The organism is Roseovarius sp. B08 (genome assembly GCF_051417955.1).
Taxonomy (GTDB): domain Bacteria; phylum Pseudomonadota; class Alphaproteobacteria; order Rhodobacterales; family Rhodobacteraceae; genus Roseovarius.
Map to the genome: position 1 here is coordinate 251928 of NZ_JBPRLW010000002.1, position 20684 is coordinate 272611.

Annotated in this window: 21 protein-coding genes; 5 read left to right on the top strand and 16 right to left on the bottom strand. The window is 61.0% G+C overall.

The window, feature by feature from the left end:
• Positions 1 to 3: 3 nt before the first annotated feature.
• The 5 genes from ACSQ76_RS22595 to ACSQ76_RS22615 all read right to left on the bottom strand — a co-directional run bounded on the left by ACSQ76_RS22595 (position 4) and on the right by ACSQ76_RS22615 (position 3818).
• Entirely contained in the window at positions 4 to 1443 is a 1440-nt protein-coding gene (locus tag ACSQ76_RS22595; RefSeq protein WP_437158416.1) for a multicopper oxidase family protein, read from the bottom strand.
• An 84-nt stretch (positions 1444 to 1527) separates the two neighbouring features.
• The gene (locus ACSQ76_RS22600; RefSeq protein WP_437158417.1) at positions 1528 to 1887 is read right to left on the bottom strand and encodes a hypothetical protein; all 360 of its coding nucleotides are present in this window, start codon (positions 1885 to 1887) and stop codon (positions 1528 to 1530) included.
• Positions 1888 to 2089: 202 nt separating this feature from the next.
• Positions 2090 to 2713 (bottom strand): transmembrane anchor protein, encoded by a 624-nt coding sequence (locus ACSQ76_RS22605; protein WP_437158418.1) that lies wholly within the window; start codon positions 2711 to 2713, stop codon positions 2090 to 2092.
• Positions 2714 to 2725: 12 nt separating this feature from the next.
• Positions 2726 to 3454, bottom strand: coding sequence for a HupE/UreJ family protein (locus tag ACSQ76_RS22610; protein ID WP_437158419.1), 729 nt, complete (start codon positions 3452 to 3454; stop codon positions 2726 to 2728).
• 58 nt (positions 3455 to 3512) lie between these two features.
• A complete protein-coding gene (locus ACSQ76_RS22615) occupies positions 3513 to 3818 on the bottom strand; it encodes a hypothetical protein (RefSeq protein WP_437158420.1) in 306 nt (101 codons plus the stop codon).
• 159 nt (positions 3819 to 3977) lie between these two features.
• Here ACSQ76_RS22615 and ACSQ76_RS22620 point away from each other — a divergent pair, with 159 nt between their 5' ends.
• Complete coding sequence (locus tag ACSQ76_RS22620; protein WP_437158421.1) at positions 3978 to 4238, top strand: metal-sensing transcriptional repressor; 261 nt, start codon at positions 3978 to 3980, stop codon at positions 4236 to 4238.
• An 8-nt stretch (positions 4239 to 4246) separates the two neighbouring features.
• Positions 4247 to 5566, top strand: a complete 1320-nt coding sequence (locus ACSQ76_RS22625; RefSeq protein WP_437158422.1) for an MFS transporter — start codon at positions 4247 to 4249, stop codon at positions 5564 to 5566.
• Positions 5567 to 5887: 321 nt separating this feature from the next.
• Here the strand turns inward: ACSQ76_RS22625 and ACSQ76_RS22630 are convergent, their stop codons facing one another.
• From ACSQ76_RS22630 to ACSQ76_RS22670, 9 genes are all read right to left on the bottom strand, one after another.
• Positions 5888 to 6226: an ArdC-like ssDNA-binding domain-containing protein gene (locus tag ACSQ76_RS22630; RefSeq protein ID WP_437158423.1), complete on the bottom strand. Its 339-nt coding sequence runs from the start codon at positions 6224 to 6226 to the stop codon at positions 5888 to 5890.
• 498 nt (positions 6227 to 6724) lie between these two features.
• Entirely contained in the window at positions 6725 to 7051 is a 327-nt protein-coding gene (locus tag ACSQ76_RS22635; protein ID WP_437158424.1) for a YnfA family protein, read from the bottom strand.
• Positions 7052 to 7107: 56 nt separating this feature from the next.
• Positions 7108 to 8460, bottom strand: a complete 1353-nt coding sequence (locus ACSQ76_RS22640; RefSeq protein WP_437158425.1) for a dihydrolipoyl dehydrogenase family protein — start codon at positions 8458 to 8460, stop codon at positions 7108 to 7110.
• 22 nt (positions 8461 to 8482) lie between these two features.
• Positions 8483 to 9913 (bottom strand): mercury(II) reductase, encoded by a 1431-nt coding sequence (merA, locus tag ACSQ76_RS22645; protein ID WP_437158426.1) that lies wholly within the window; start codon positions 9911 to 9913, stop codon positions 8483 to 8485.
• A 1-nt stretch (position 9914) separates the two neighbouring features.
• A complete protein-coding gene (locus ACSQ76_RS22650) occupies positions 9915 to 10052 on the bottom strand; it encodes a hypothetical protein (RefSeq protein WP_437158427.1) in 138 nt (45 codons plus the stop codon).
• Complete coding sequence (gene merF / locus ACSQ76_RS22655; RefSeq protein ID WP_437158428.1) at positions 10049 to 10435, bottom strand: mercury resistance system transport protein MerF; 387 nt, start codon at positions 10433 to 10435, stop codon at positions 10049 to 10051. The genes ACSQ76_RS22650 and merF overlap by 4 nt, the downstream gene beginning before the upstream one ends.
• Positions 10432 to 10683: a hypothetical protein gene (locus ACSQ76_RS22660; protein WP_437158429.1), complete on the bottom strand. Its 252-nt coding sequence runs from the start codon at positions 10681 to 10683 to the stop codon at positions 10432 to 10434. Before ACSQ76_RS22660 ends, merF begins: the two co-directional genes overlap by 4 nt.
• 8 nt (positions 10684 to 10691) lie before the next feature.
• Positions 10692 to 10997 carry a periplasmic mercury ion-binding protein gene (locus ACSQ76_RS22665; RefSeq protein ID WP_437158430.1) on the bottom strand — a complete coding sequence of 102 codons (306 nt, stop codon included), beginning with the start codon at positions 10995 to 10997 and terminating at the stop codon, positions 10692 to 10694.
• Between the two features lie 15 nt (positions 10998 to 11012).
• Positions 11013 to 11408 carry a mercuric transporter MerT family protein gene (locus ACSQ76_RS22670; RefSeq protein WP_437158482.1) on the bottom strand — a complete coding sequence of 132 codons (396 nt, stop codon included), beginning with the start codon at positions 11406 to 11408 and terminating at the stop codon, positions 11013 to 11015.
• Positions 11409 to 11497: 89 nt separating this feature from the next.
• Between ACSQ76_RS22670 and ACSQ76_RS22675 the strand changes: the two genes are divergently transcribed.
• A complete protein-coding gene (locus tag ACSQ76_RS22675) occupies positions 11498 to 11911 on the top strand; it encodes a MerR family transcriptional regulator (protein ID WP_437158431.1) in 414 nt (137 codons plus the stop codon).
• Between the two features lie 183 nt (positions 11912 to 12094).
• On the opposite strand, the gene ACSQ76_RS22680 is transcribed toward ACSQ76_RS22675, so the two are convergent.
• Both ACSQ76_RS22680 and mobQ read right to left on the bottom strand, forming a co-directional pair.
• Positions 12095 to 12703 (bottom strand): HAD family hydrolase, encoded by a 609-nt coding sequence (locus ACSQ76_RS22680; protein WP_437158432.1) that lies wholly within the window; start codon positions 12701 to 12703, stop codon positions 12095 to 12097.
• Entirely contained in the window at positions 12681 to 13982 is a 1302-nt protein-coding gene (gene mobQ / locus ACSQ76_RS22685) for a MobQ family relaxase (protein ID WP_437158433.1), read from the bottom strand. The genes ACSQ76_RS22680 and mobQ overlap by 23 nt, the downstream gene beginning before the upstream one ends.
• 292 nt (positions 13983 to 14274) lie before the next feature.
• Here mobQ and ACSQ76_RS22690 point away from each other — a divergent pair, with 292 nt between their 5' ends.
• The gene (locus ACSQ76_RS22690) at positions 14275 to 15213 is read left to right on the top strand and encodes a tyrosine-type recombinase/integrase (RefSeq protein ID WP_437158434.1); all 939 of its coding nucleotides are present in this window, start codon (positions 14275 to 14277) and stop codon (positions 15211 to 15213) included.
• Positions 15214 to 15502: 289 nt separating this feature from the next.
• A complete protein-coding gene (locus ACSQ76_RS22695; RefSeq protein WP_437158435.1) occupies positions 15503 to 20638 on the top strand; it encodes a hypothetical protein in 5136 nt (1711 codons plus the stop codon).
• The last annotated feature ends 46 nt before the right edge of the window (positions 20639 to 20684 follow it).

Consider the following 20684-nt stretch of genomic DNA (forward strand, 5'->3'; position numbering starts at 1 on the left):
GTTTCAGGTTTTGGTCGTGCCGTGTTCGACACGGATGACGCCCATCATGCCCGCCGCCTGGTGTTCCAGAATGTGGCAATGGAACATCCAGTCACCGGGATTGTCCGCGACGAAGGCGATCTCGACCCGTTCTTCGGGTGCCATCAGGACGGTGTCCTGCCATTCGCGATACCGAGTCGGTTGTCCGTTGCGGGCGATCACACGGAACGAATGCCCATGAAAATGGATCGGATGGTGCCAAGCGGTGCGATTATCCATCTCGAACACGTGCGACGTGCCCTGCGGCAGGACCAGCAAGGGGTCCATCATATGACCCGTCGCGGCTTCTCCATTGATGAACCACATGTTGCCATCGCGCATCTGGTCCATCATCGACCCCATGCCGCCGCCCATCATCATCTGCCCCATCATTCCGCCGTTGAAGACGATCCGGTGCCGCGCGGCCGACGCCATGACCGGTTCGGCCAGCGGGTTGGGCGGCAGCTCCATCGACCAATCCGGCACCTTGTCCCGCAGCCTGTCCGGCCCGTAGGCAAGATCGACCAGACGGTATTCAAGTCCCTCGTAGAAGGCATCGATGACGGTCACGGCATCTCCGGGCTTGCCGGTCAAGTCGATGACCAGATCGACACGCATCGCCGGGCCGATCACCACGACCCCGCCGTCAGGGGCATGGGGCGTCACGGGTTGACCGTCCAGCGCAACCACGACGGGGGCAAGACCCCCGAAATCCAGCCCGAATATCCGCGCGTTCGCCGCGTTGACTAGCCGCAAGCGGATGCGCTCACCGGATTGCACCGAGATGCGTTCGGGGATCTGACCGTTGATGGTCACGGAATTGCCAATACGACCGCCGTGCATCGCGTCATGGCGGTTGCCGAAGTCATCCGCAATCTGTCCGTCCCGGGTCATGCGCCAGTCGTCCAACATCCAGGTCACGTCGCGATCGACGCGGATCGGGTCCGCCTCCTCGACGATCAGCGGCCCGTAAAGCCCGCGTCCGACCTGTTCCGAACTGCGCTGGTGCGGATGGTACCAGAACGTGCCCGCATCCAGCGCATAGAACTCGTAGAGAAAATCGCCATCAACCGGGATCGGATCCTGTGTAAGGAACGGCACTCCGTCCATCGCATTGGGCGTGCGGATGCCATGCCAATGGATTGTGGTCCCTTCATCCAACCCATTTTGAGCCAGAACGCGGATTCGGTCGCCCTGGCGTACTCGGATTTTAGGGCCGGGGACGGATCCGTTATAGTTCCAGACATTAGTCGGGCCGTATGGTGACGGGCGCAGGGCGGCCTGTCCAGATGCCGCGCGTAGGACGAATGGGTCCCCAGTTGGATCGGCCATCGCCATTTGTGCAGGTGACAGAGCGGATAGAGCTGTGAATGCGGCACCTGTGCGAAGCACGTGCCTTCGTGAAATCGGTCTGTGGAGGATCATCGCAACTGCCTTGATCTGAAAAGGTCGCACTCAGCCAGCTTCGGCCAAGGCAACAATCAGGCCTCGCAGCAGGCGAGGCCGGTTTTAGGTTCCGAGAGGCAGTTTGGGAGGGAATGGATCAAGCGACGGATTCGCGCCGAGTGGGATCAAAGGTTCGGCACCGCGGACGGCAATACCAAAGGGCATGGCGAGCTGCGCTAACGAAACCTTGGCGATGATGCCGGCCGTTCCACTGGAGCCGCAAGGAACAGGACACCCGCCCTCGCAGGGCACCGCGTCAGAAAATCCTGCGGGGACGCATCCGTAGCAAAGCTGATCTTGGCTCTCGGCGGCGTCTATCTGCGTAGTGGCCGCGTCCGACATACTGGCCGACACCCCATCCGGTGCAATCACGGCACCGAAGCTGAAAGCCAGAATCAAAATGAGGCGGAAAGCGCGGATCATGCAATTCTTATGCAAGCTTCCAGTAGGGGGAGGTCAAGAACTATCCTGTAACATCGGCGTGACATTGGTACTCGCCGATTGGCCAACGAATGCCGGCGGATGGTTTCAGAGGAAAATTCGAGGTGAGACTGCATATTTACCCAAGGTCTGTTTCGAAGCCAGCAGCCATCCGCTTACTTTCATGCGGATGGCTGCCCTCGTGTCAACTTGCGTCTTTGAATTCGGTGTATTCGCCGCGCACCTGGATCGTCACGGTCGCGGGCTCACTGTCTCGATTTCGCCAGAACCAGCCGTGTTCGCCGTCGAATGCCGCAATGATCTCGCCCTCGTCGCCCGTCGAACCGCGGCCCTTTTCATAGGTCACCGAATTGCCGCCGCCGTGGCCGTGCATGTCGAAATTCACCCGACCGCCTTCGACCAGCATCCGGTATTCCACCGTTTGGCCCTCTTCCATGACCAGCTTCCACTCGGCACTGTCACCGGGTGCCAGCGTGAAGGTGGTTTCGTCGCGCCAGATCTCGGCTTCCTGCGCGTGGGCTGTGCCGACAAAGAGCCCGAAGATGTCGTTCATCAGGCTTGACTGCTCCTCAGCTTCAAGCTCTAACAGCCTGTCGGCCTCGGCCTCTTCCCCGAGCTGGGTTTTGATCTCTCCCATTTCGGCCAGACCGATCGCGCCGCCGATCCCGGTCGGGTCGATGCCGTATTCGGCGGGCAGGACGACGGTCACGAGGATCGCGACGGCGCTAACCGCTGCGATGGCCGTGGAACGGATGAGCTGCGCGGAGCTCGGCAGCTCGTCGAGGCTGGGTTTTTCTGCGTTGAACATCTGTTTGTCTCCTTATGCGGCCTCGAAATAGCCGGTGATTTGCAGTCCCATGAGGATGAACCCCATGGACATCATGACGACGTTGGCGGTGTAGGCCTGGCGGAAGAAGTTCGGGGATTTCCGCCAGTAGCCCATGACGATGAGGATCACGGCGAGCGCCATGATCTGGCCGAGCTCGACACCGACGTTGAAGGCCAGGAGGTTGGCCAGCAGCCCATGCGAAGCGATCTCGTAGTCAAGGATTTTGGTCGCTAGGCCCGTGCCGTGGAAGAAGCCGAAGATCAGCGTCGCGGCCTTGGTGTTGGGTTGGAACCCGAACCAGCGCTGGTAAGCCCCCAGATTGTCGAGCGCCTTATAGACGACCGAGAGGCCGATGATGGCGTCGATGATGTAGGCGTTGATGCCCCACCCGAACCAGACACCCGCCAGCATCGTGGTCGAATGGCCGAGGGCGAAGAGGCTCACGTAGATGCCGACGTCCTTCATCTTGTAGAGGAAGAAAACGACGCCGAACAAGAACAGGATGTGATCGTATCCGGTTACCATGTGTTTGGCACCGAGATACATGAAGGGGATGATGTTTACCCCCCAGATTTCCTGGATATAGCCTGCGTCACCTTCGGTCACGGCATGGGCAAGTGCTTGTCCCGCATTCAGAATGAGCGCTGACAGCATAATGGAGGACAGGATCACGATCCGGCGAATGCCGAGATCGGTCGAGCCCCGATGGACTGTAGTCATGGATTTAACTCCGCATATGTGTTGATGATCGAATGCAACGCGCCGATGGCGCGGCCGATCAGACGCGCGGAGGGCGTTCGATCTGGTTTATCCGTAACGTGTTCGACGTGGCCGAACTCAGCCGCCATGCGGTTCTGTAGATATCAAGCGGCTGCGACGACAGATCGGGACCGGGCACGACCGCTTGACTGTGATCGTGATCGATACTGTCATGGCTGTGGCCGTGCATGGCCCAGAGAATATCTTCCTCGAAACCATGTGAATGACCATGTTCCGCGATCATTTCCGAATGCTCTTGGATCACATCGAGGACATTAGGTACATGAGAGGTCGTGGGTAGCACTGACCAGACCAGCAGGGCCATGCAGAGAAGCGTGGCGAAGGCGGCTTGTCCGATTGTCCGTAAGGTTGTCATCATCTCTGCCTGCCTGCCTGCCTGCCTGCCTGCCTGCCCGCTCGTCGCTCGCGTGGTGCGTCGCGGCACCATCTTGTTCTATCCCCCAGGGGAGGATAAGCCTTCCTTATGACAAATCCCCCGGTTCATGCAACCCATCCCGCCCTGATTGCCCGTCTGAAACGCGCTGACGGCCACCTGCGCGCCGTGATCGAGATGATCGAGGCGGGCAAGCCATGCCTGGAGATCGCCCAGCAGATGCAGGCGGTCGAAAAGGCCGTCACAAACGCCAAGCGGGCGCTGATCCATGATCACATGGACCATTGCCTGGACGCAGAGGGCCTTGAGACCGATCGCGCCGAACTGCGGGCGATCGCCCGCTATCTCTGAGGTCCGCCATGCTCGATATCCTGTCCGACCGCACCTACCGCCACTTGTTTCTGGCGCAGGTCGTCGCCCTTCTGGGCACCGGGCTCGCGACGGTAGCACTCGGCCTCCTGGCCTTCGATCTCGCGGGGGATGGCGCGGCGCTGGTGCTAGGCACGGTCTTCACGATCAAGATGGTGGCCTATGTCGGCATTGCCCCCATTGCCGGGGCCTTCGCAGACCGGATGCCGCGCCGCGCGCTGCTGGTGACGCTTGATTTGGTGCGGGCGGGTGTGGCGCTGGCGCTGCCCTTCGTGACTGAGGTCTGGCAGGTCTACGTACTCATCTTCCTGCTGCAATCGGCCTCCGCCGCTTTCACGCCGACCTTTCAGGCGACGATCCCGGACGTTCTGCCCGAAGAGGCGCGCTATACACGCGCGCTGTCGCTGTCCCGGCTGGCCTACGATCTCGAAAACATTGTCAGCCCGACCCTGGCCGCGCTTCTGTTGGCAGTGATGTCTTACAACGCGCTGTTCATCGGCACGGTGGCAGGTTTTACCGCCTCGGCCCTCCTGGTCGTCTCGATGCTGCTGCCGAGCCCCCGTCGATCCGAGCCGCGCGGAATCTATGATCGAACCACACGGGGCATCCGCATCTACCTTGCCACCCCGCGCCTTCGCGGGCTTCTGGCCCTGAACCTCGTGGCGGCGGCGGCAGGCGCGATGGTGCTGGTCAATACCGTCGTTCTGGTGCGCGGAGAGCTCGGCCTGTCCGAGAGCGCACTGGCCTGGACGATGTTCGCCTTCGGCGCGGGTTCCATGACGGCCGCTCTGGCTTTGCCGCGTGTTCTGGATGCGTTGCCGGACCGGCCTGTGATGTTCGGTGGCGCGCTGCTGATGGTGGCGACACTTCTGGGGCTGGGAGTGACGGTTCTGGCAGCCGGGCTCGGCTGGTCGATCCTTCTGGCAGCCTGGTTGCTGGTGGGACTTGGGTATTCCGCCGTCCTCACCCCTTCGGGCCGGTTGCTGCGCCGTTCCGCCCATGCCGGAGATCGCCCGGCACTCTTCGCGGCGCAATTCGCGCTGTCGCACGCCTGCTGGCTGGTGACCTATCCGCTATCTGGCTGGCTGCTGACGGCCTATGGCGTCGTTCCCGCGCTGGCCGGACTGACCGTCCTCGCTGGCATTGGAATGCTCGTTGCATTGAAGCTCTGGCCCGCAAGCGATCCTGTCGAGCTAGAGCACACCCACGACAATCTGCCGCTCGATCACCCCCATCTGCAAGGACATCGTAGGCACAGCCACGCCTTGGTCATTGACGAGAGCCATCCCCGCTGGGCCACGCATTTCTAAGGCGGCGATACGAGTTTCGTCCGCAGTTTTCTGCCATCGGCAGATAGAATCGATTCCGGGCATCTCATGCCCGCCTGCGCGAAGCGCCGGGCCTGTCGGCGGGTAGCTTCGGGCTGCCCGCCGACAGGTCACCCTGAAACCGCCGCCACCCGGATCACGCTAGAACGCAAAGGCCCCCGTCTGCTGATGGGGGCTAGATCGTTCGGCAGGTGGGCCGTTACTCGGCGGCCATCCTATCCGTCTGCGCGGTTCGGGCAGAACGTAGAACTCGGCGGGCAGACCCTCGATCTGGTCGGAGTTGAACACCCGGTAAGCCCTCCCTTAGGGGATTTGGCGCTCCTCGCCGGTCTCGTCCTTGCGCTCGACGGTGCCGTATTCCACGACGGTGGCGGATTTCTCGCCCTTGCGGACATGGCCCCCGAGCTGCTTGGCCTGATTGAACGTCATCCAGCGGGCCGAGCTGTAATCTTTGCTCATCGCCGTGGCCCAAAGCACAAGGATGTTGATCCCCGGATACGCTTCGCCGTTGAACCGTTCCGGCAGGCTGACTGCTCCCCCGCCGCCGGTCCACGGCTTGCGCCAGGGCGGCGTTCCCGCCTCGATCTGCGCGATGATCTGATTGGTGACATTGGTGTAAACGTCAAACTTCTCTGCGGACATTTGTGACCCTCCTTCGAGTGACGCGGCCCGGCGGGGCCGTGACATCCGGGTGGAGGACGTGAATTTGGGAGGGAACCGCGCGCCTCGCGCGTGGGAGGAACCGGGATTCTCGACCGGAACCGACGCCGAAGGCGGCGCTTGCCGGTTTTCACGACCCCGCCGGGATGGCAGGCGGATCAATAGAAATTGAAAACTGTCGGGTCGGGGTGAGCGAGCGTCAGCCCGTCGATCCCCTGACCCGGCTATTGCACACAGCGAGACCGGCACACTGCCGGGAGTCGCACAAAGGAGCGTTTTAGGCGGAGAGGTAATTGCAAGGGCTATCCCATTGCGGTAGTCGCGCACCACGACGAATGGTTGCTTTCGAGGCCTTTAACTGAACCTGCTCTACCAATGCGGCGAACTGTAAAAGCGCAGCCGGGTTGTCGGAGCGCGTGAACCAAAAGGCGATACAATCAATCCGACGCATCAGCGCTGCACACCGTCTATAGCCGCGTCTCAAATGGCCCTCGGTGCCCAGAGAATAATGCCTGCGCCGACAAGACAAACAACCGCTCCGATGACATCCCATTGGTCCGGGCGATGGCCCTCCACTGCCCAAAGCCATAGAAGGGACGATAGGATGTAGACGCCTCCATAGGCCGCATAGGCGCGGCCCGCGTGATCGGCAGGGCTCAGCGCAAGCAGCCAGGCGAACGCAGCAAGGCAGAGCATTCCCGGCGCCAACCAGTACACGCTCTTGTCCAGCCGAAGCCAGGCCCAGAACGCAAAGCATCCGGCAATTTCGGCCAGCGCAGCGGCGACGTAGATAAGAGCTGTGTTCATCCGATGAGGCTAACCTACCGAGTATGATCAGGTCTATCGGAGGAAATCACCTGAACTCAAAGAAGCGACCCCAAATCCGAACCGACGCTTGGATAAGCCGCGGTCATCGACTTTAGCTGTTTTGAGGTCAGCCCCAGTTTGATCGCCAACCCGAAGAAGTTGATCAACTCGCCGTACTCCGGGCCGAACAGATGCGCCCCGAGAATCCTGTCATTGGCTTTGTCGATCAAGACCTTCGCGGCGGCGGACTTCTCACCGATCCGGTAGTTCGAATACCAGCCGCCAGTGTCGGTGAAGCGCACATCGACATCGTAACCAGCCTCCCTTGCCTCGGCCTCCAGCATTCCGACGCGGGCCAGCTCAGGCACCGTGAACACCGCCGTCGGAGTACCCGCGTAGTCCGGCGCGGTCTGGGCGTCCTTAAGCATGTTCGAGGACGCGACCTTTCCTTCGATCACGGCAACGGGGGTCAGGGGCATGCCGCCGGTATCGGCGGAATCCCCGGCGGCAAAAACGGCACTGTTGGTCGTGCTTTGCAAATGCGGTGCCACGACAATGCCCTTGTCGCCATGTTCTACACCAGCCGCCTCAAGATTGAAATCGGCGAGCGCAGCGATGCGGCCCGCGCCATGAACGACCAGATCGGTCTCGACGGTCCTGGTCTCGCCGCCCGACTTCACTTCGACCGCGAAGGCTGCACCGGACTTCGAAATCGAGACGATCTCGGTTTCGCGCTGCACCTCCACACCGACATCAGCACCGCGGGCGATCAGCATTTCGACCAGATCGGGATCAAAGCCTTTTAAAGGGCGCGCGCCACGATCCACGATGACCGGCGCGGCACCGGCCCGTGCCGCGATATGGGCAAATTCGAAAGACACGAACCCGCCGCCGACAAACAGGATGCGCTTGGGCAGAGCCTCAAGGTTCAGAAACTCCGTGCTGTCGATCATCAGACCGGCACCGGCGAAACTGAGGGGTCTCGGGATGGCTCCAGCTGCGACGAGGAAACGGTGAGCGTCGTAGGCCTTCCCGTCAACTTCGAGTGTATTGTCGCCGATGAACCGCGCGGCACCGTGCAACGTCTCGACGCCGTTGCCCTTCAAGCCCTTCTCCATCTTGTCCGGAACTGGATCGGTGAACCCGCGCTTGTGGGCCATCAGATCGGACCAGTTGATCGCCAGCCCGGCCGGGTCGATCCCTTTGCCGTCCAGCAGCCGCGCCGCATCGACGATTTCCGCGCCGCGCCGGAGAATCTTCTTGGGATCGCAACCGCGCAGGGCGCAGGTGCCGCCGTAGGGCAGAGCATCGACAATGGCGACGCGCCACCCGGCCGCGCCGCATTTGTTCGCCGCTGCGACTCCGGCCATACCCGCCCCGATTACAGTCAGGTCATACGTCTCACTCATGTCTTAATCCTTGTGGGAATTGTCATCCGGCGCAGCAGCTGAGCTTCGCCACGTCCATATCGAAGGTCTGTGCGGCCAGCTTCAGGCCTTCCACGGTGGTCAGGTAGGGGAAGATCGTCTCCCCGAGTGCCTTCGTCGTCATGCCGAACTTCAGCGCCATGACAAGCGTCTGGATCGTGTCGGACCCCTCGGGCGCGATGATCTGACCGCCGAGCAATCTGTCGGTTTTCTTGTCCGCCACCAGCTTGATCAGCCCGCGCGTGTCACGGGCGGCCAGCGCGCGCGGCACCTGGTCGAGCGGCACGATGGAGGTTTTCAAATCGAACCCGGCGTCCCGCGCCTGTTGCTCGCTCAGTCCAACCCCGGCCACCTGCGGGTCTGAGAACACTACCCAGGGCATGACGGAATTGTCGTAGCTTTGCGCTTCTCCCAGAACGGCGTTTCTCACGGCCAGCTTCGCGCCATAGGCTGCCATGTAAACGAACTGGTCACGGTCGGTCACGTCGCCTGCCGCATAGATGCCCGGCACCGTCGTCTGCATGTCGTCGCCAATAACGATGGAGCCGCGCGCGTCGGTCTCCACTCCGATTTCTGACAAGCCCATACCAACCGTATTGGCCCGCCGTCCTGCGGTGGAAACCAGATGATCCGCCGTAACCTCAACGGGTTTACCGTCCTGGATGACTCGCAGGGTCACGCCGGTCTCATCGCGGCGCACGCTGTCATAACTCAAACCCGTCAGAAGCGTGATGCCCTCGGCCGTGAACGCCGCCGCAAGTGCTTCAGAAACCTCCGGTTCCGCGCCCGGCAAGAGGTGCGACCGGGCGACCAGCGTAACCTTCACGCCCATTCGGCTCATCATCTGGGCCAGCTCCGCCCCGATGTAACCCGCGCCGATGAAGATCAGGCTATCCGGCAGAGTTTCAAGCTCCAGCATGCTGGTGCTGTCGAGTGCGCCGATCTCCTCGATCCCGTCAATGGTCGGCAGAACCGGATGCCCGCCGGTGGCGATCATCACCTTGGGCGCGGTCATGGTGCGGCCGCCAACAATTATACCGCCCTCAGTCAGTTGCGCTGGACCGGCGTCGATATAATCGACCCCGGCATATTCCGGCAGCAGGTCCGCGTACTTCTTCTGTCGCAGGCTTGCCACCAGATCGTCTTTCGACTGGATCAGCGTTTTCCAATCATCGACTTTTGCGTCACCCGACAGGCCGGGAAACCGCTTGGCTGCATGTGCGCCGTGGATCGCCTCGGCTGCACGGATCATCGCCTTGGACGGCACACAACCAACGTTCACGCAGGTGCCGCCGATGGTGCCGTGCCCAACGAGAGCAACCCGCTTGCCAACGTCCGCCGCTGTGATCGCGGCGGAAAATCCTGCCGATCCCGCCCCGATGACAATCAGGTCGTATCCGCCGTTTCCGTCATCATTCTTGCCCAAGTCTTTCATGTCAGTGCGACTCTCGCATTTTCGGGGTCTGCCGCTTGGCAAAGACCAGATAAAGGATCGCACCGATGGCGATCACCGGTGTCACCATCCCAAGCAAGCCGAAGAACATGCCGCGGCCCGTGCAGCATCCCATCATCATTGTGTCGCTCCTTTGGAGTTCGTACGGTTGAGAAAAATGGCGTAGAGGCCGATAGCCAGGAAAGCGCCGATGGTGATGCGGAGGGCAAAGCGGAACTCAAGCCAGATGATGAGGACCGACAGCACGGCCGCGAGGGCCGTGGCCCAGAGTTTTGGGCTCGGCCCCGGCCGCCCGGCGCGCAACCAGAGCGCCTGTGCCACCACGGCGAGGCTGACGAACATGAGCGGAAACAGCGCGTAGTCGAGCCAGCCGGTGAACGCCGAAAGACCGACTCCGGCAATGACGACGACCAAAAGGGGTGTGAAGCAGCACAGCGCTGCAAACAACGCGCCGCCCAGCCCCCATTTCAGCAAGCGGTCAGGGTTTTCAGTTGTTTGGGTCAAGTCGCGTTCTTTCTGTCTGGAGAGCGATTGGTTTTTGCCGGTCGTTTGCTGGCGCGGCGGACTTCCCGAACGACCAGAAACGCGAGCGCGGCCACCAAAGCGATAGCAATGCCACCCAACCCCGACAGCCAGGCTCCGACGCCGCCGAACACTGCGGCGAGCAGAGCTGTTCCGCCGCCGCAGCAGACGATCTTGATCGGTGCCGCAACACCGAAGGCCAGAAGGCCGCCCATCCGGTTGTCACGCATAGGAAGCCTCAGGACGCGGAGTCCGCCAAAACCTCAGCCGGATAGCCATTCGCCATCACCGCCTCGATGATCCGTTCCACGCTGGCCTCGGCATCGTCAAAGGTGACGTTGTAAACGCCATGCCCGTATTCAGGACCCTCCACGAAGTCGTTGATCTCGACAGATGGGACACCGCGCATCGAACTTGCAACGATGAACGAGCAGGACGGACAGGTGAGTTCGCTGACCGCAATCTCGACCGTCTGTTCTTCCGCGAGAGCCTGTGAGGAAAGCGCGGCGACCGCCAGCACTGATGATAGCAGAATGTGTTTCATGGGTTTAATCCTTGCTCAGAATTTCAGGATGAAGGGCGTGATGTACGGAAAGGCCATCGCCACGGCGACAACGGCCGTTGCGCCCCAAAGGGTCGCACGCATGCCCTTGCGATTGATCGGACGGGAACAGGTGCCATCCGCGCAGGACTCAACAGGCACCGGCTTGTAGGCCTTGTAGAACCCGTAGCCGAGGAACGCCGCGCTCAGCGCGAAGGTGTACCATTTGTAGGCGTAAAGCGCGCCGAGCTGCGCGATGAAGACACCCGTCACGCCGAAACTCACCAGCACAAGCGGCAGGATGCAGCAGGACGTCATCTCCAAAGCGCCCAGTACGCCAAACCCGGTCGCACCCCAGCCCTTGGCTATATCGTTATTTTCTTGGCCATCTTGGCCTGAAATTTCCGCACTCATGCTCTGGTTCATCGAATCGTCCTTGCTCGGCTGTTTCAATCTTCCTAAGGTCTGTAGTTGATACAGGCTCAAGGGGTCTTTTGAGAAAAATGGATAACAGAAGCGTGAAGCCTATCAGTCGAGGCCAACTTGCGCAGGTGACCGGCTGCAACCTTGAAACAATCCGATATTATGAAACGGTTGGGATCATGCCGGACCCGCCGCGCACCGCCAAAGGGTATCGAAGCTATGACGATGCGCTTGTCAGACGATTGAAATTCGTCATGCGGTCCCGTGATCTCGGGTTCTCGTTGGAAGAAATTCGTGGGCTGCTCGGATTGGTGGACGACCGCACCCAGACGTGCGCTCAGGTCCAGACTGTCGCCGAAGCGCACCTTGAAGATGTGAAGGCAAAAATTGCTGATCTTGAGCGCATTGAGCGAGTCCTGTCGGAAACTGTCGCCCGTTGCACAGGTGATGCCGCACCCGAATGTGCGGTGATCGATGCGCTGCTCAAAGCATAAAATGCACTAAAATACTGCTGATTTGCAGGCATCCGCCTCGCAAATCTGCCACGTGGCGAACGCGGGAGGGGGCGAGGCCACCTTATTCGATGGCAGTGGTGCGGCCCGCAGCGCGACGCGCGAGGACCCGGTGCCGTCGAATGGGGTTGCCCGAGGGGGAGGGCCGCGCCCTCTCCCTGACCTTCATCCTGGCTGCATCGCTGCGACCAGCTCGTCTATGTGCATCGCCTTCATCCCTTCTGCGCGCGGCCCCTCGATGTCGGCGCGCGGGTTATCCCCGATTAACAGCACCTTGCCCGGATCGACCTGCAACCCGTCCAACATCGCCGCATAGATCGCGGGCTCCGGCTTGATCGCCCGGACTTTGCAGAACAGCACCTCCACGTCTGGCGGGTCAGGCAATGCGCTCCGCAAGGCCGTCACATAATCGCTGGCGAGATTGGAACAGAGTGCCAGGCTCAGCCCCTCGCCGCGCAACCGCGCCCAGATGCCCGCCATGCCGGGGCGCAGGGCGATGGAGCCGGTCTCGATCATCATCCGCTCCATCACCTCCAGAAGCGTCATCGGATCGACCTCGGCCCCAAGCGCCTCAGGCCAGTCCGTGAACGGCCGATCCTCGCGCATGAGCCGGAGTTTCAGCGCGCGCCGCTTCTCCGGCGGCAGAGCCTTGAACAACGGCCGGAAGGCTAGCCGCTTATCGGTGATCTCGACCAGCGTTCCGAAGGCGTCGAAACACACCGCCTTAATCCCGTCGAAGACGGGCGGTAGATCAGTGACTGAGGCCGGGGTCACGGTCTATATCCCTGTCAATCTCGCGCTCGTTTTCGACCTCCCGTTCCTTCTCCTGATCGCGCTCGTTGTCCGATTCCAGCCGCTCGCGCGGCTTGTTCAGCACGTCCTTTAGCCGCTCGTTCACGGACGGCTTGCGCTCCTCGCGCCCGGTCTCCTCGCCAAGCTCGGGATCACTGTGACCGTCCAGCTTGTGAACCGCCGCCTGGCCATCGCGGCCCGCGTCCTTCTCCATGATTTCTTTCAGACGCTCGCGCGCGAAATTGCGGCCTTCCGGCTTCGGCGTGTCGTCCCGGTCCTCTGACCGTCCGACAACCCGCGCCAGCCGCTCGCGCATATCCTCCGGTCCGGACCGCGTGCCACGTTCCTTTGCGGCCGCCGCCCGGAGTGCCGCCAGACCGGCCGAGACTCGCCCCTGCCCCGCGTCCCGCTCGGCCCCGTAGGTCTCCCGCGCGATGTCCAGTCGCTCGCGCAGCTCGCGGAAGGCGGCGCGCGCCTGACGGACGGCGTGGACCACGGCCCCGCGCTCCGTGACCGGCACATACTCGCGGCCCTGACGCTCGGCCATCGCCTTGGCCCGGCGCTCCATGGAATTGGCCGCCGGTCCCAGCTTCAGCTCCGGGTCGCGGTCCAGCTCCTCGGCCGTCAGCGCGTCGCCCCGCTTCAAAGCCTCTTCGCGCTGCGCCTCCAGGCTGCGATGATCAACCCGCTCCACCTCCCCTGCCCGCTCCAGCGCACGGTTCTGTAGATCGGCCCAGACCCCGCGCATCTGCTCGATCTCGACGCCGCCGGTTTTTGCAGAGTTGAGTACGCGGGTCTTGGCGGTGAAGCCCTCGGGTTCAAGCTTCCGGGTGGAGGTCAGGACGTGGGCGTGATGATTGCGCTGATCGCCCTCGCGGTGCGGCGTATGGATCGCCACATCGACGGCCACGCCGTATCGGCTGACCAGCTCTTGGGCAAAGTCGCGGGTGATCTGGGACCGGTCTTCGGCGCTGATCTCTGACGGCAGAGCCAGCTCCCACTCGCGGGCTGTGACGGAGTTGCGGCGGGTCTCGCTGGCCTCGACTTCGTTCCAGAGGCGGGACCGATCCGTAGCCCAATCAGGCGCGTCCTTCGGGGTCAGGATGAAGGTCTCCTCGATGCCCTGCTTCCGGGTGTAATCGTGGATGCGGCCTTCAAGCTGGCACTCGATGCGCTCCCCGACACGGTAGGCGGTCGCCGCCGTGGCAGAGCGCCCGGCGCTGCGTTTGATCGTCTTCACGGAGAGGTGGTAGCTGGCCATGCGCCCTACCCCGCCTCACAATGTGAACGACGCCAACGGACGCCGCTGCTGACCCCGGCCCATGCCCCGACTTGGAACACGGGGTCAGCCGTCTTTTCAGGGCGCGATCCTTTGAATCTCGTCCTGCAAAACTCGGCGCCGCAGGTGGCGGCTTTGCATAAGTGCGCCCTTAGGGGCGCCTCGATTTCTGGCAAACCATAATGGGTCCCATTATCGTTACCGCTGAAGTGGCCGATTTCTGGCTGATGACCTGCCTGTGTTGAACTGGCTGAACCCAACAATGGAGTTCAGCATGCGTCATCTCAACCACAATGCCTTCGTCAGCGCCTGCCGCGATGAGCGCGGCGTCGGACATCACACCCTGCGGGCCTATGCACAGGATCTGCAGACTTTCGCGCGCTTCGCCGAGGCCCACCAACTCAGCGACCCGCTGTCGAGGGACGACATCCTCGCCTACCACCGCCATCTGCGCGACGCTTTGGGTGCCAAGCCGGCGACCATCGAGCGGCGTCTCGTGACCGTCAAGTCCTACTTCGCCTGGCGCGAAGATCGAAACAGCGCCCTGCCCTCCCCGTTCACGGACGTCCGCATCTCTGTCAGGATCCCGCGCCGCCTGCCGCGTCCCATCGATCGAGACACCCTCAGAGCGGTTCTCCAAGAGGGTGAAGCCACATTCGCTGTGCGGTCGAAGCCGGGCGAGCATGACGCGACACCGGCCTCTGAAATTGCCGTCACGCTCCTGATCATCAAGCTGCTGATCGTGACCGGGCTACGGATCAGCGAGCTGACCAATGTAAGGGTTCGCGACGTCTCGCCGGACGGAGGCCAGATCCTCGTAAATGGCAAGGGAAGTAGGGAGCGCATCGTCTTTGTACCAAATCGCGAGCTGCAGGAGGAGCTCCGGCGACATTGTGAGGTGCGTTGCAACGAGGGCTCTCTCGCGGCGCCCTTGTTCCTGAACACGGAAGGTCGTCGGCTCCGCTCGGCCACGTTCCGAAAACGGCTACGGGCGTTATCCAGGCGCCTCGGGATCGAACCACACCTGACCCCGCACCGGTTCCGGCACTCCGCCGCAACACTGCTGATCGAGGAAGGTATCGATATCCGGATGGTCCAGGCCTTGCTCGGACATGCCAGCCTCAGGACCACCGAGATCTATGTCCAGGCTTCAAACTACGCGCTACGACGCACGTTGGAGCGGGCAGATATTCTGGACATTCTCAGAAACTAGGGCGAAAGCTGACCTTCGCTGCTAGTGCAAAGCATGAGGAGCCATTTGCCACGAAGCGGACATTCGGCAAGGAACTTAAGTCTGTACTTGATCAATCAATATGAAGCGTGAGGTTTGGAGCTTCAAAGCATTGAATGCCTGCGTCTCGGACACCAGTGTGCCACGAAGCTCATGAGTGTGGACCCTTCCAATTGTCACCACAGAGAACCTTAGAAAATAATCGAATTGGGCCTGTGTTTCCGCTATCGAGTTGGCACATGTCAGCAAAGATCCAAAGACGACCGACGCAATGAGCCAGATTCCCGAGGGATGCTTGAATCACGAAAAGAAAGGCTCTAGTCCAGTCGGGCGCGGAGGCGCCGGGACCTATATTGAGGGCGAGCTTGGCGCCTATTATCTCCTGCAGATGCTTGCGGACAGCGAAGCGCGCGGTCTTCCCAATGCCCGGATTGAGAAAGTACAATTGCAAGGGGAAAACGAAGGCTATGCGCTTGACGACCTGATTATCCATGGCGTGTCGGACAAGGGCACAGCGACCCTCGAGATCCAGTCCAAAAGAACCATCCGCTTTTCGCCCAAAGACCCTATCTTTAAGGGCGTCTGCGAACAGATCGTGCGCAGCAATCCCGCTCAGAAGCCGACGGACCGTCATTTACTGGCGGTTGCGACCCAGCGGACCAGCTATTCGATCTCTGGCCCCTATCAGGACGTGCTCGAATGGGCGCGCAGATCGGGAAGCGGCGTTCAATTCTTCGCGCGGTTAGCCCTCCCAGGTGTCGCCAGCGAAGAGATGCGCAGTTTCGCCAAAGCGTTCCGCAGCAATCTTGTAGCTCACGGAGTGGCGGACGAGGACGAAGCCGTCTGGACCATTATCCGCAGGTTCATGATCCTCGAGTTCGATTTCGAGTCTGCTGCACCGGAGGCGAAGGCCCATGCTCTGACACTAGCCCGTCAAGTCCTCGCGCAGGAGGATGCGACACGCGCCGAGGCACTTTGGAGCAATCTCATCGAAATCGTCATCGAGACGGGTAAAGCGGGTGGCTCACTCACTCGCCAATCGCTCATCGAGAGACTGACGACGCTTGGCTTCCACCTCGCAGGCGGTCAGAGTTTCTCGCTCGCACGCGCCAAACTGGCGGAGATGTCGCGCCACGCACTCATGGAGATCGGGGCCACGGTCGGCGGCGTCAATCTCTCCCGCCTCGACGCGCTTGCCGATCTCGAAAAAGCGCGCGACGAGCATCGCTTCGTCGAGATCACCGGCCAACCGGGCGTGGGGAAATCTTGGGTCTTTAAACATCTTGCGGAGCGGATAGGCCGTGAGGGCCATGTCATCGTCCTTGATCCTGTAGGCACGCCCGATGGCGGATGGTCGGCGCTCGCGCAACGTCTCCATGTTTCCGGAACCGCGAAGGAATTCTTGTGGGACCTGGCGGCAAGTGGCGGAGGGGTGCTGTTCATCGACGGGCTCGAGATGTTCACGTCCGTCGAGCGCCGCCGCACAGTGAATGACTTGCTGCGCGAGATTGCAGAGGTCCCAGGCTTCTCCGTAGTCGTGTCCAAACGGCCCGAAGTCGGCGTCGAAGACACTGGCTGGGTCGCCGAGGACGCGCTCGCGAAGTTGGGTACGCCCGGCCAAGTGGTCGTGGGCGAACTGAACGATGACGAGGTTGCAGCCCTGGGCACTGCCGCCCCGGAATTGCGCGCGCTGTTGTCGCAGGATCATCCGGCCGCGAGCATTGCGCGCAATCTCTATCGGTTGGCCCAATTGCTCAAGGTCCCGAGCGCGGCCAACATTCGTACTGAAGCGGCGCTCGCCGACCGATGGTGGAAGAGTGCCGATGGCGCAAATCCAGATGATGTCCGCCCGGCGCAAAGGCTCTTGGCCGAGCTAGCAGAAGCGGCGCTGGCAGGACAGGACCTGGTAGATGCGTCGATGGACACACCGGCACGAACTCATCTACTGCGTAGCCGGACCCTGTCCGAACCGAAGCGCGACCGTCTCAGCTTCTACCATGACGTGCTCCGCGATTGGGCGATCGGCGCGCGCCTCAACGAAGACATCACGTTGCTCCACAACGTCGATCTTTCCGTACCGCCATCGCCGCGGGTAGCACGTGGTATCGAATTTGCCGGTCGCTTCGCGCTCGAACAGGGACCGAACGGCTCGAACTGGACAGCCCTCCTTGGGGCCCTCTCGCGACCAGGCGCCCATGATGCATGGCGTCGCCAAGCGCTAATGGCGATCGTGCGATCCGAGTTGTCGTCGCAGCTTCTGAACCACTGCCGCGCCGCATTGCTTGCCGACGGTGGCAAGCTGCTCGTCGAGATCTGTACCGCCATCGTCGCGACGGAAACGATCTCGGCCGCATCCGCCTTCAAGCAGATCGCCGCGAAGGGTTTTGAGCTTTCTGTAGGGGCACCGGGCTCATTGCGCATCGCCACGACGCTATCGGCGCCCAGGGTTCTCACGTGGTGCGCTGTGAAAGCCAGCGAAATTCCAGTGCAAGCGATAGCTGCTGTTCTGAAGCTCGTTGAAGTCCAGTTTCTAACATTGATGAGCATTCCTGAACTCGGGCAGCTTACGGCGAAGATGTTGTTTGGGTGGCTTATGCAGCTTGACCTGCGTGCATCCACCGTCACGATCCCGGGTGCTCAGGATGCGCCATGGACAGAACGTTCAAGCCGCGCGACGATGATCGAAGACCTTCGGAACATGGCGCTTCTGAGCGCGTCACACGCGCCGGAAGACACGAAGGCCTATTTGAGCGCGATCGCGAAAGAGAACGATCACTACAAGGTCAAGGCAATAAGGCCGTTCAGCAAGGCCTTGGCCAGCGTCGCGCCGAACGAGCTTGCGGGAATTATCACGTTCAGTCTTATTGAACAGCCACGTCGAGGTCGATCAAGACGCGACTCCCTGAACGGCGCGTTCGGCTTTGCGGATACCGACTACATGCCGGTGTCACCAGCGCAGCCTCCCTTTCTCGATTTGCTTGATGCAGCCCCCGAGATCGGACTCGGCCTAATCCGAGCACTCGTTGACGCGGCGGTCGCGCATCGCGCGGATGGCGTGAAGGCGGAAACGAACGGCTTCACCATCGTGTTCGATGGGAAGCCGCGCTACTTTCCTTGGGTTCAGACGTATTACTGGTCACGCTCCAGCCAAGCGCAGGAATACTCTGCGTCTTCTGGACTGATGGCACTCGAAGCTTGGTCACAAGAGCGCCTCGACAGAGGTGAAGATGTTGACGCGGTTCTTCGGGACATCCTCGGACCGGAAGGTAGCTGCGCCGCCTATCTGCTGATCGCGCTTGACGTGCTGCTATCGCATTGGCCGACCACGCGCGATGCACTCGTCCCGTTTGTGGCTAGCCCCGACCTGCTTGCCAACGATCGCACCCGTTTGACGTTGGAGAGCCTTGGAGGTGCGATGATGCTGCAGAAGGAGCCCAATGGCCGCGTCACGCTTGCTGATCTTGCAGAGCGTCAATCGCGCTCCGTCTCTCTCGAGCGACTTATCCCCTATTACATCGGCGAGGATGCCTCCGGGCAGAAGGTGCGCTCCTTGTTGGCTGAGGCCGTCGAAAAAGCCAGCTCATATAGCGACGAAGCGAATTTCGGCGACCCGGCGTTCATGGGATCCTATGCACTGAATATGCTCGACCGGGCGAACTGGGTAGAAGTCGAAGGAGGCCTCGCATACAAGTCGCCACCGGCTGAGGCTGAGCATCTCGAACGCCTCGATGCCCGCCGACAGGCACATGAGCGCTCCAGCACGATTGAGGTGAGAATTCAGCTGGCTATCAGCGATCCCGCGAAAGGTTCGCCGGATTTGGCGCGCGAGGCCGTCGAATACGCTGCCGGCGATCTGCCTGACTTTAGCGATACAGATCATCTCAAGTCACGATCGACGCGGTTGATTTCGACGGCCATGCTTTTAGCGCGGGACGGTGCGGATACTCTCCTTAACGAGCATGAGGACTGGGTTCGGACCGTGATTGCCACCGCCTTGGCGGAAGAGGTCGACCGCTACGGTTCGAAAGAACGGCTGGACTACAATCGCCCGGCGCAGGGTATATGCACTCTAATCCATCTTTGGCATCGGAAACGGCGGATCGAGGACCGTGACCAGCTACTGAGAACTGTCGCTCGACAAGACCAGGCCGCCGCCGTTTCTATGGCGGCAGCACACGCGAGCATAAGAGATGCCGAGCCGAGACTGATCAAAGCTGCAATCCGTATCGCTTTCACTTGCTGCCGTTGGCGTTGGAATCCTTATGACGAGGACGCATCTACTCAAGAGGCTTACGAGGAGGATAAAGCGGGGAAGGACGCTGATGCGGTTGAAGCCGAGATCGCTTGGCTCAATGGCGGATCCGAGCCGTCTTGGCCAGAGCTTCCGGAAGAGACGCCGGCATTTTCGCGTCGACCGCGTGTAATTGCCAAACTGAACGGTGAAGAAATTAATCTCGAAAGTGATGGCGCATCCCAGAGGCGTAGTTTCAGGGAGGCGGTCGTTCACGCCAATGATCAAGAGCTTTCACGCTGGTTGAGTCTACTGAATATTGAAGGAAGCGCTCGGCCCGCCTGGTACGTTGAGATCATTGAATCATACGCGCCATGGTCAGCACGAATTAATGGTCACGGCTATTCCGCTGATGCTGAGCTCAGTCAGACACCAAGCGATTGGAACAATCAGTTCTACGCCTTGGCAACAACCGCTTTGATGGACTGTGCGGAGGATCAGTTCTTATCGCTTCTTCTGCTGATAGTTGAGCTACCTGATCGGTCATTTTGCGATGTTGCTGAAACGGTCATACATGCCGCTGATGTTCACTATTTTAATGAGCCGGACCGGCCGTCAGTTCGGGCGTCAGCTTTGCGGCAGAAGATGGTTGCGCGTGCGATTGAGTTGAATCGATGGTCTTGGGATCGGCGCCGGGGAGAACTCGGGATCGACATAGAAACCGGTCCAATGATCGGCATGTTGCTTATGAACCTCCACAACCCCTTTTCTGGAGCAAAGACTTATCTTGTTCCGGCTGTGTTCGACAGAGTTGATCCAATTCTTGAAACGCTACGCCCGATGATGTCAGGCGGTCCTACCGCTTTCGTCGCGCTCTGCACGATGAACACCCTAAATGTCGCTCCGACTGCACGACATCTCGATTTTCTGTTGAATGCGATCGAAACTTGGCTCGAAGTAACAGACGGCGACCGCTCGATGTGGCATGAGCTCGGAATCGGTCGCAAAGTCGCGGAATGGTTGAATGAGGCGGCGGTCGATGATCCGTCTTTGTATAGCAGGTCTCACCCATCACGCAGCCGCATCGATGCCATCCTGGGGCGTCTTGTCAGCTTGGGTGTGTCAGAAGCTCATGAGCTAGAGCTACGGATCGAAGCGGAAGCGAAAAACGGGTGAGCTAGCAGATCATCTGCCGCGCCTCCTTCAGCGCTTTCCCTTTCGT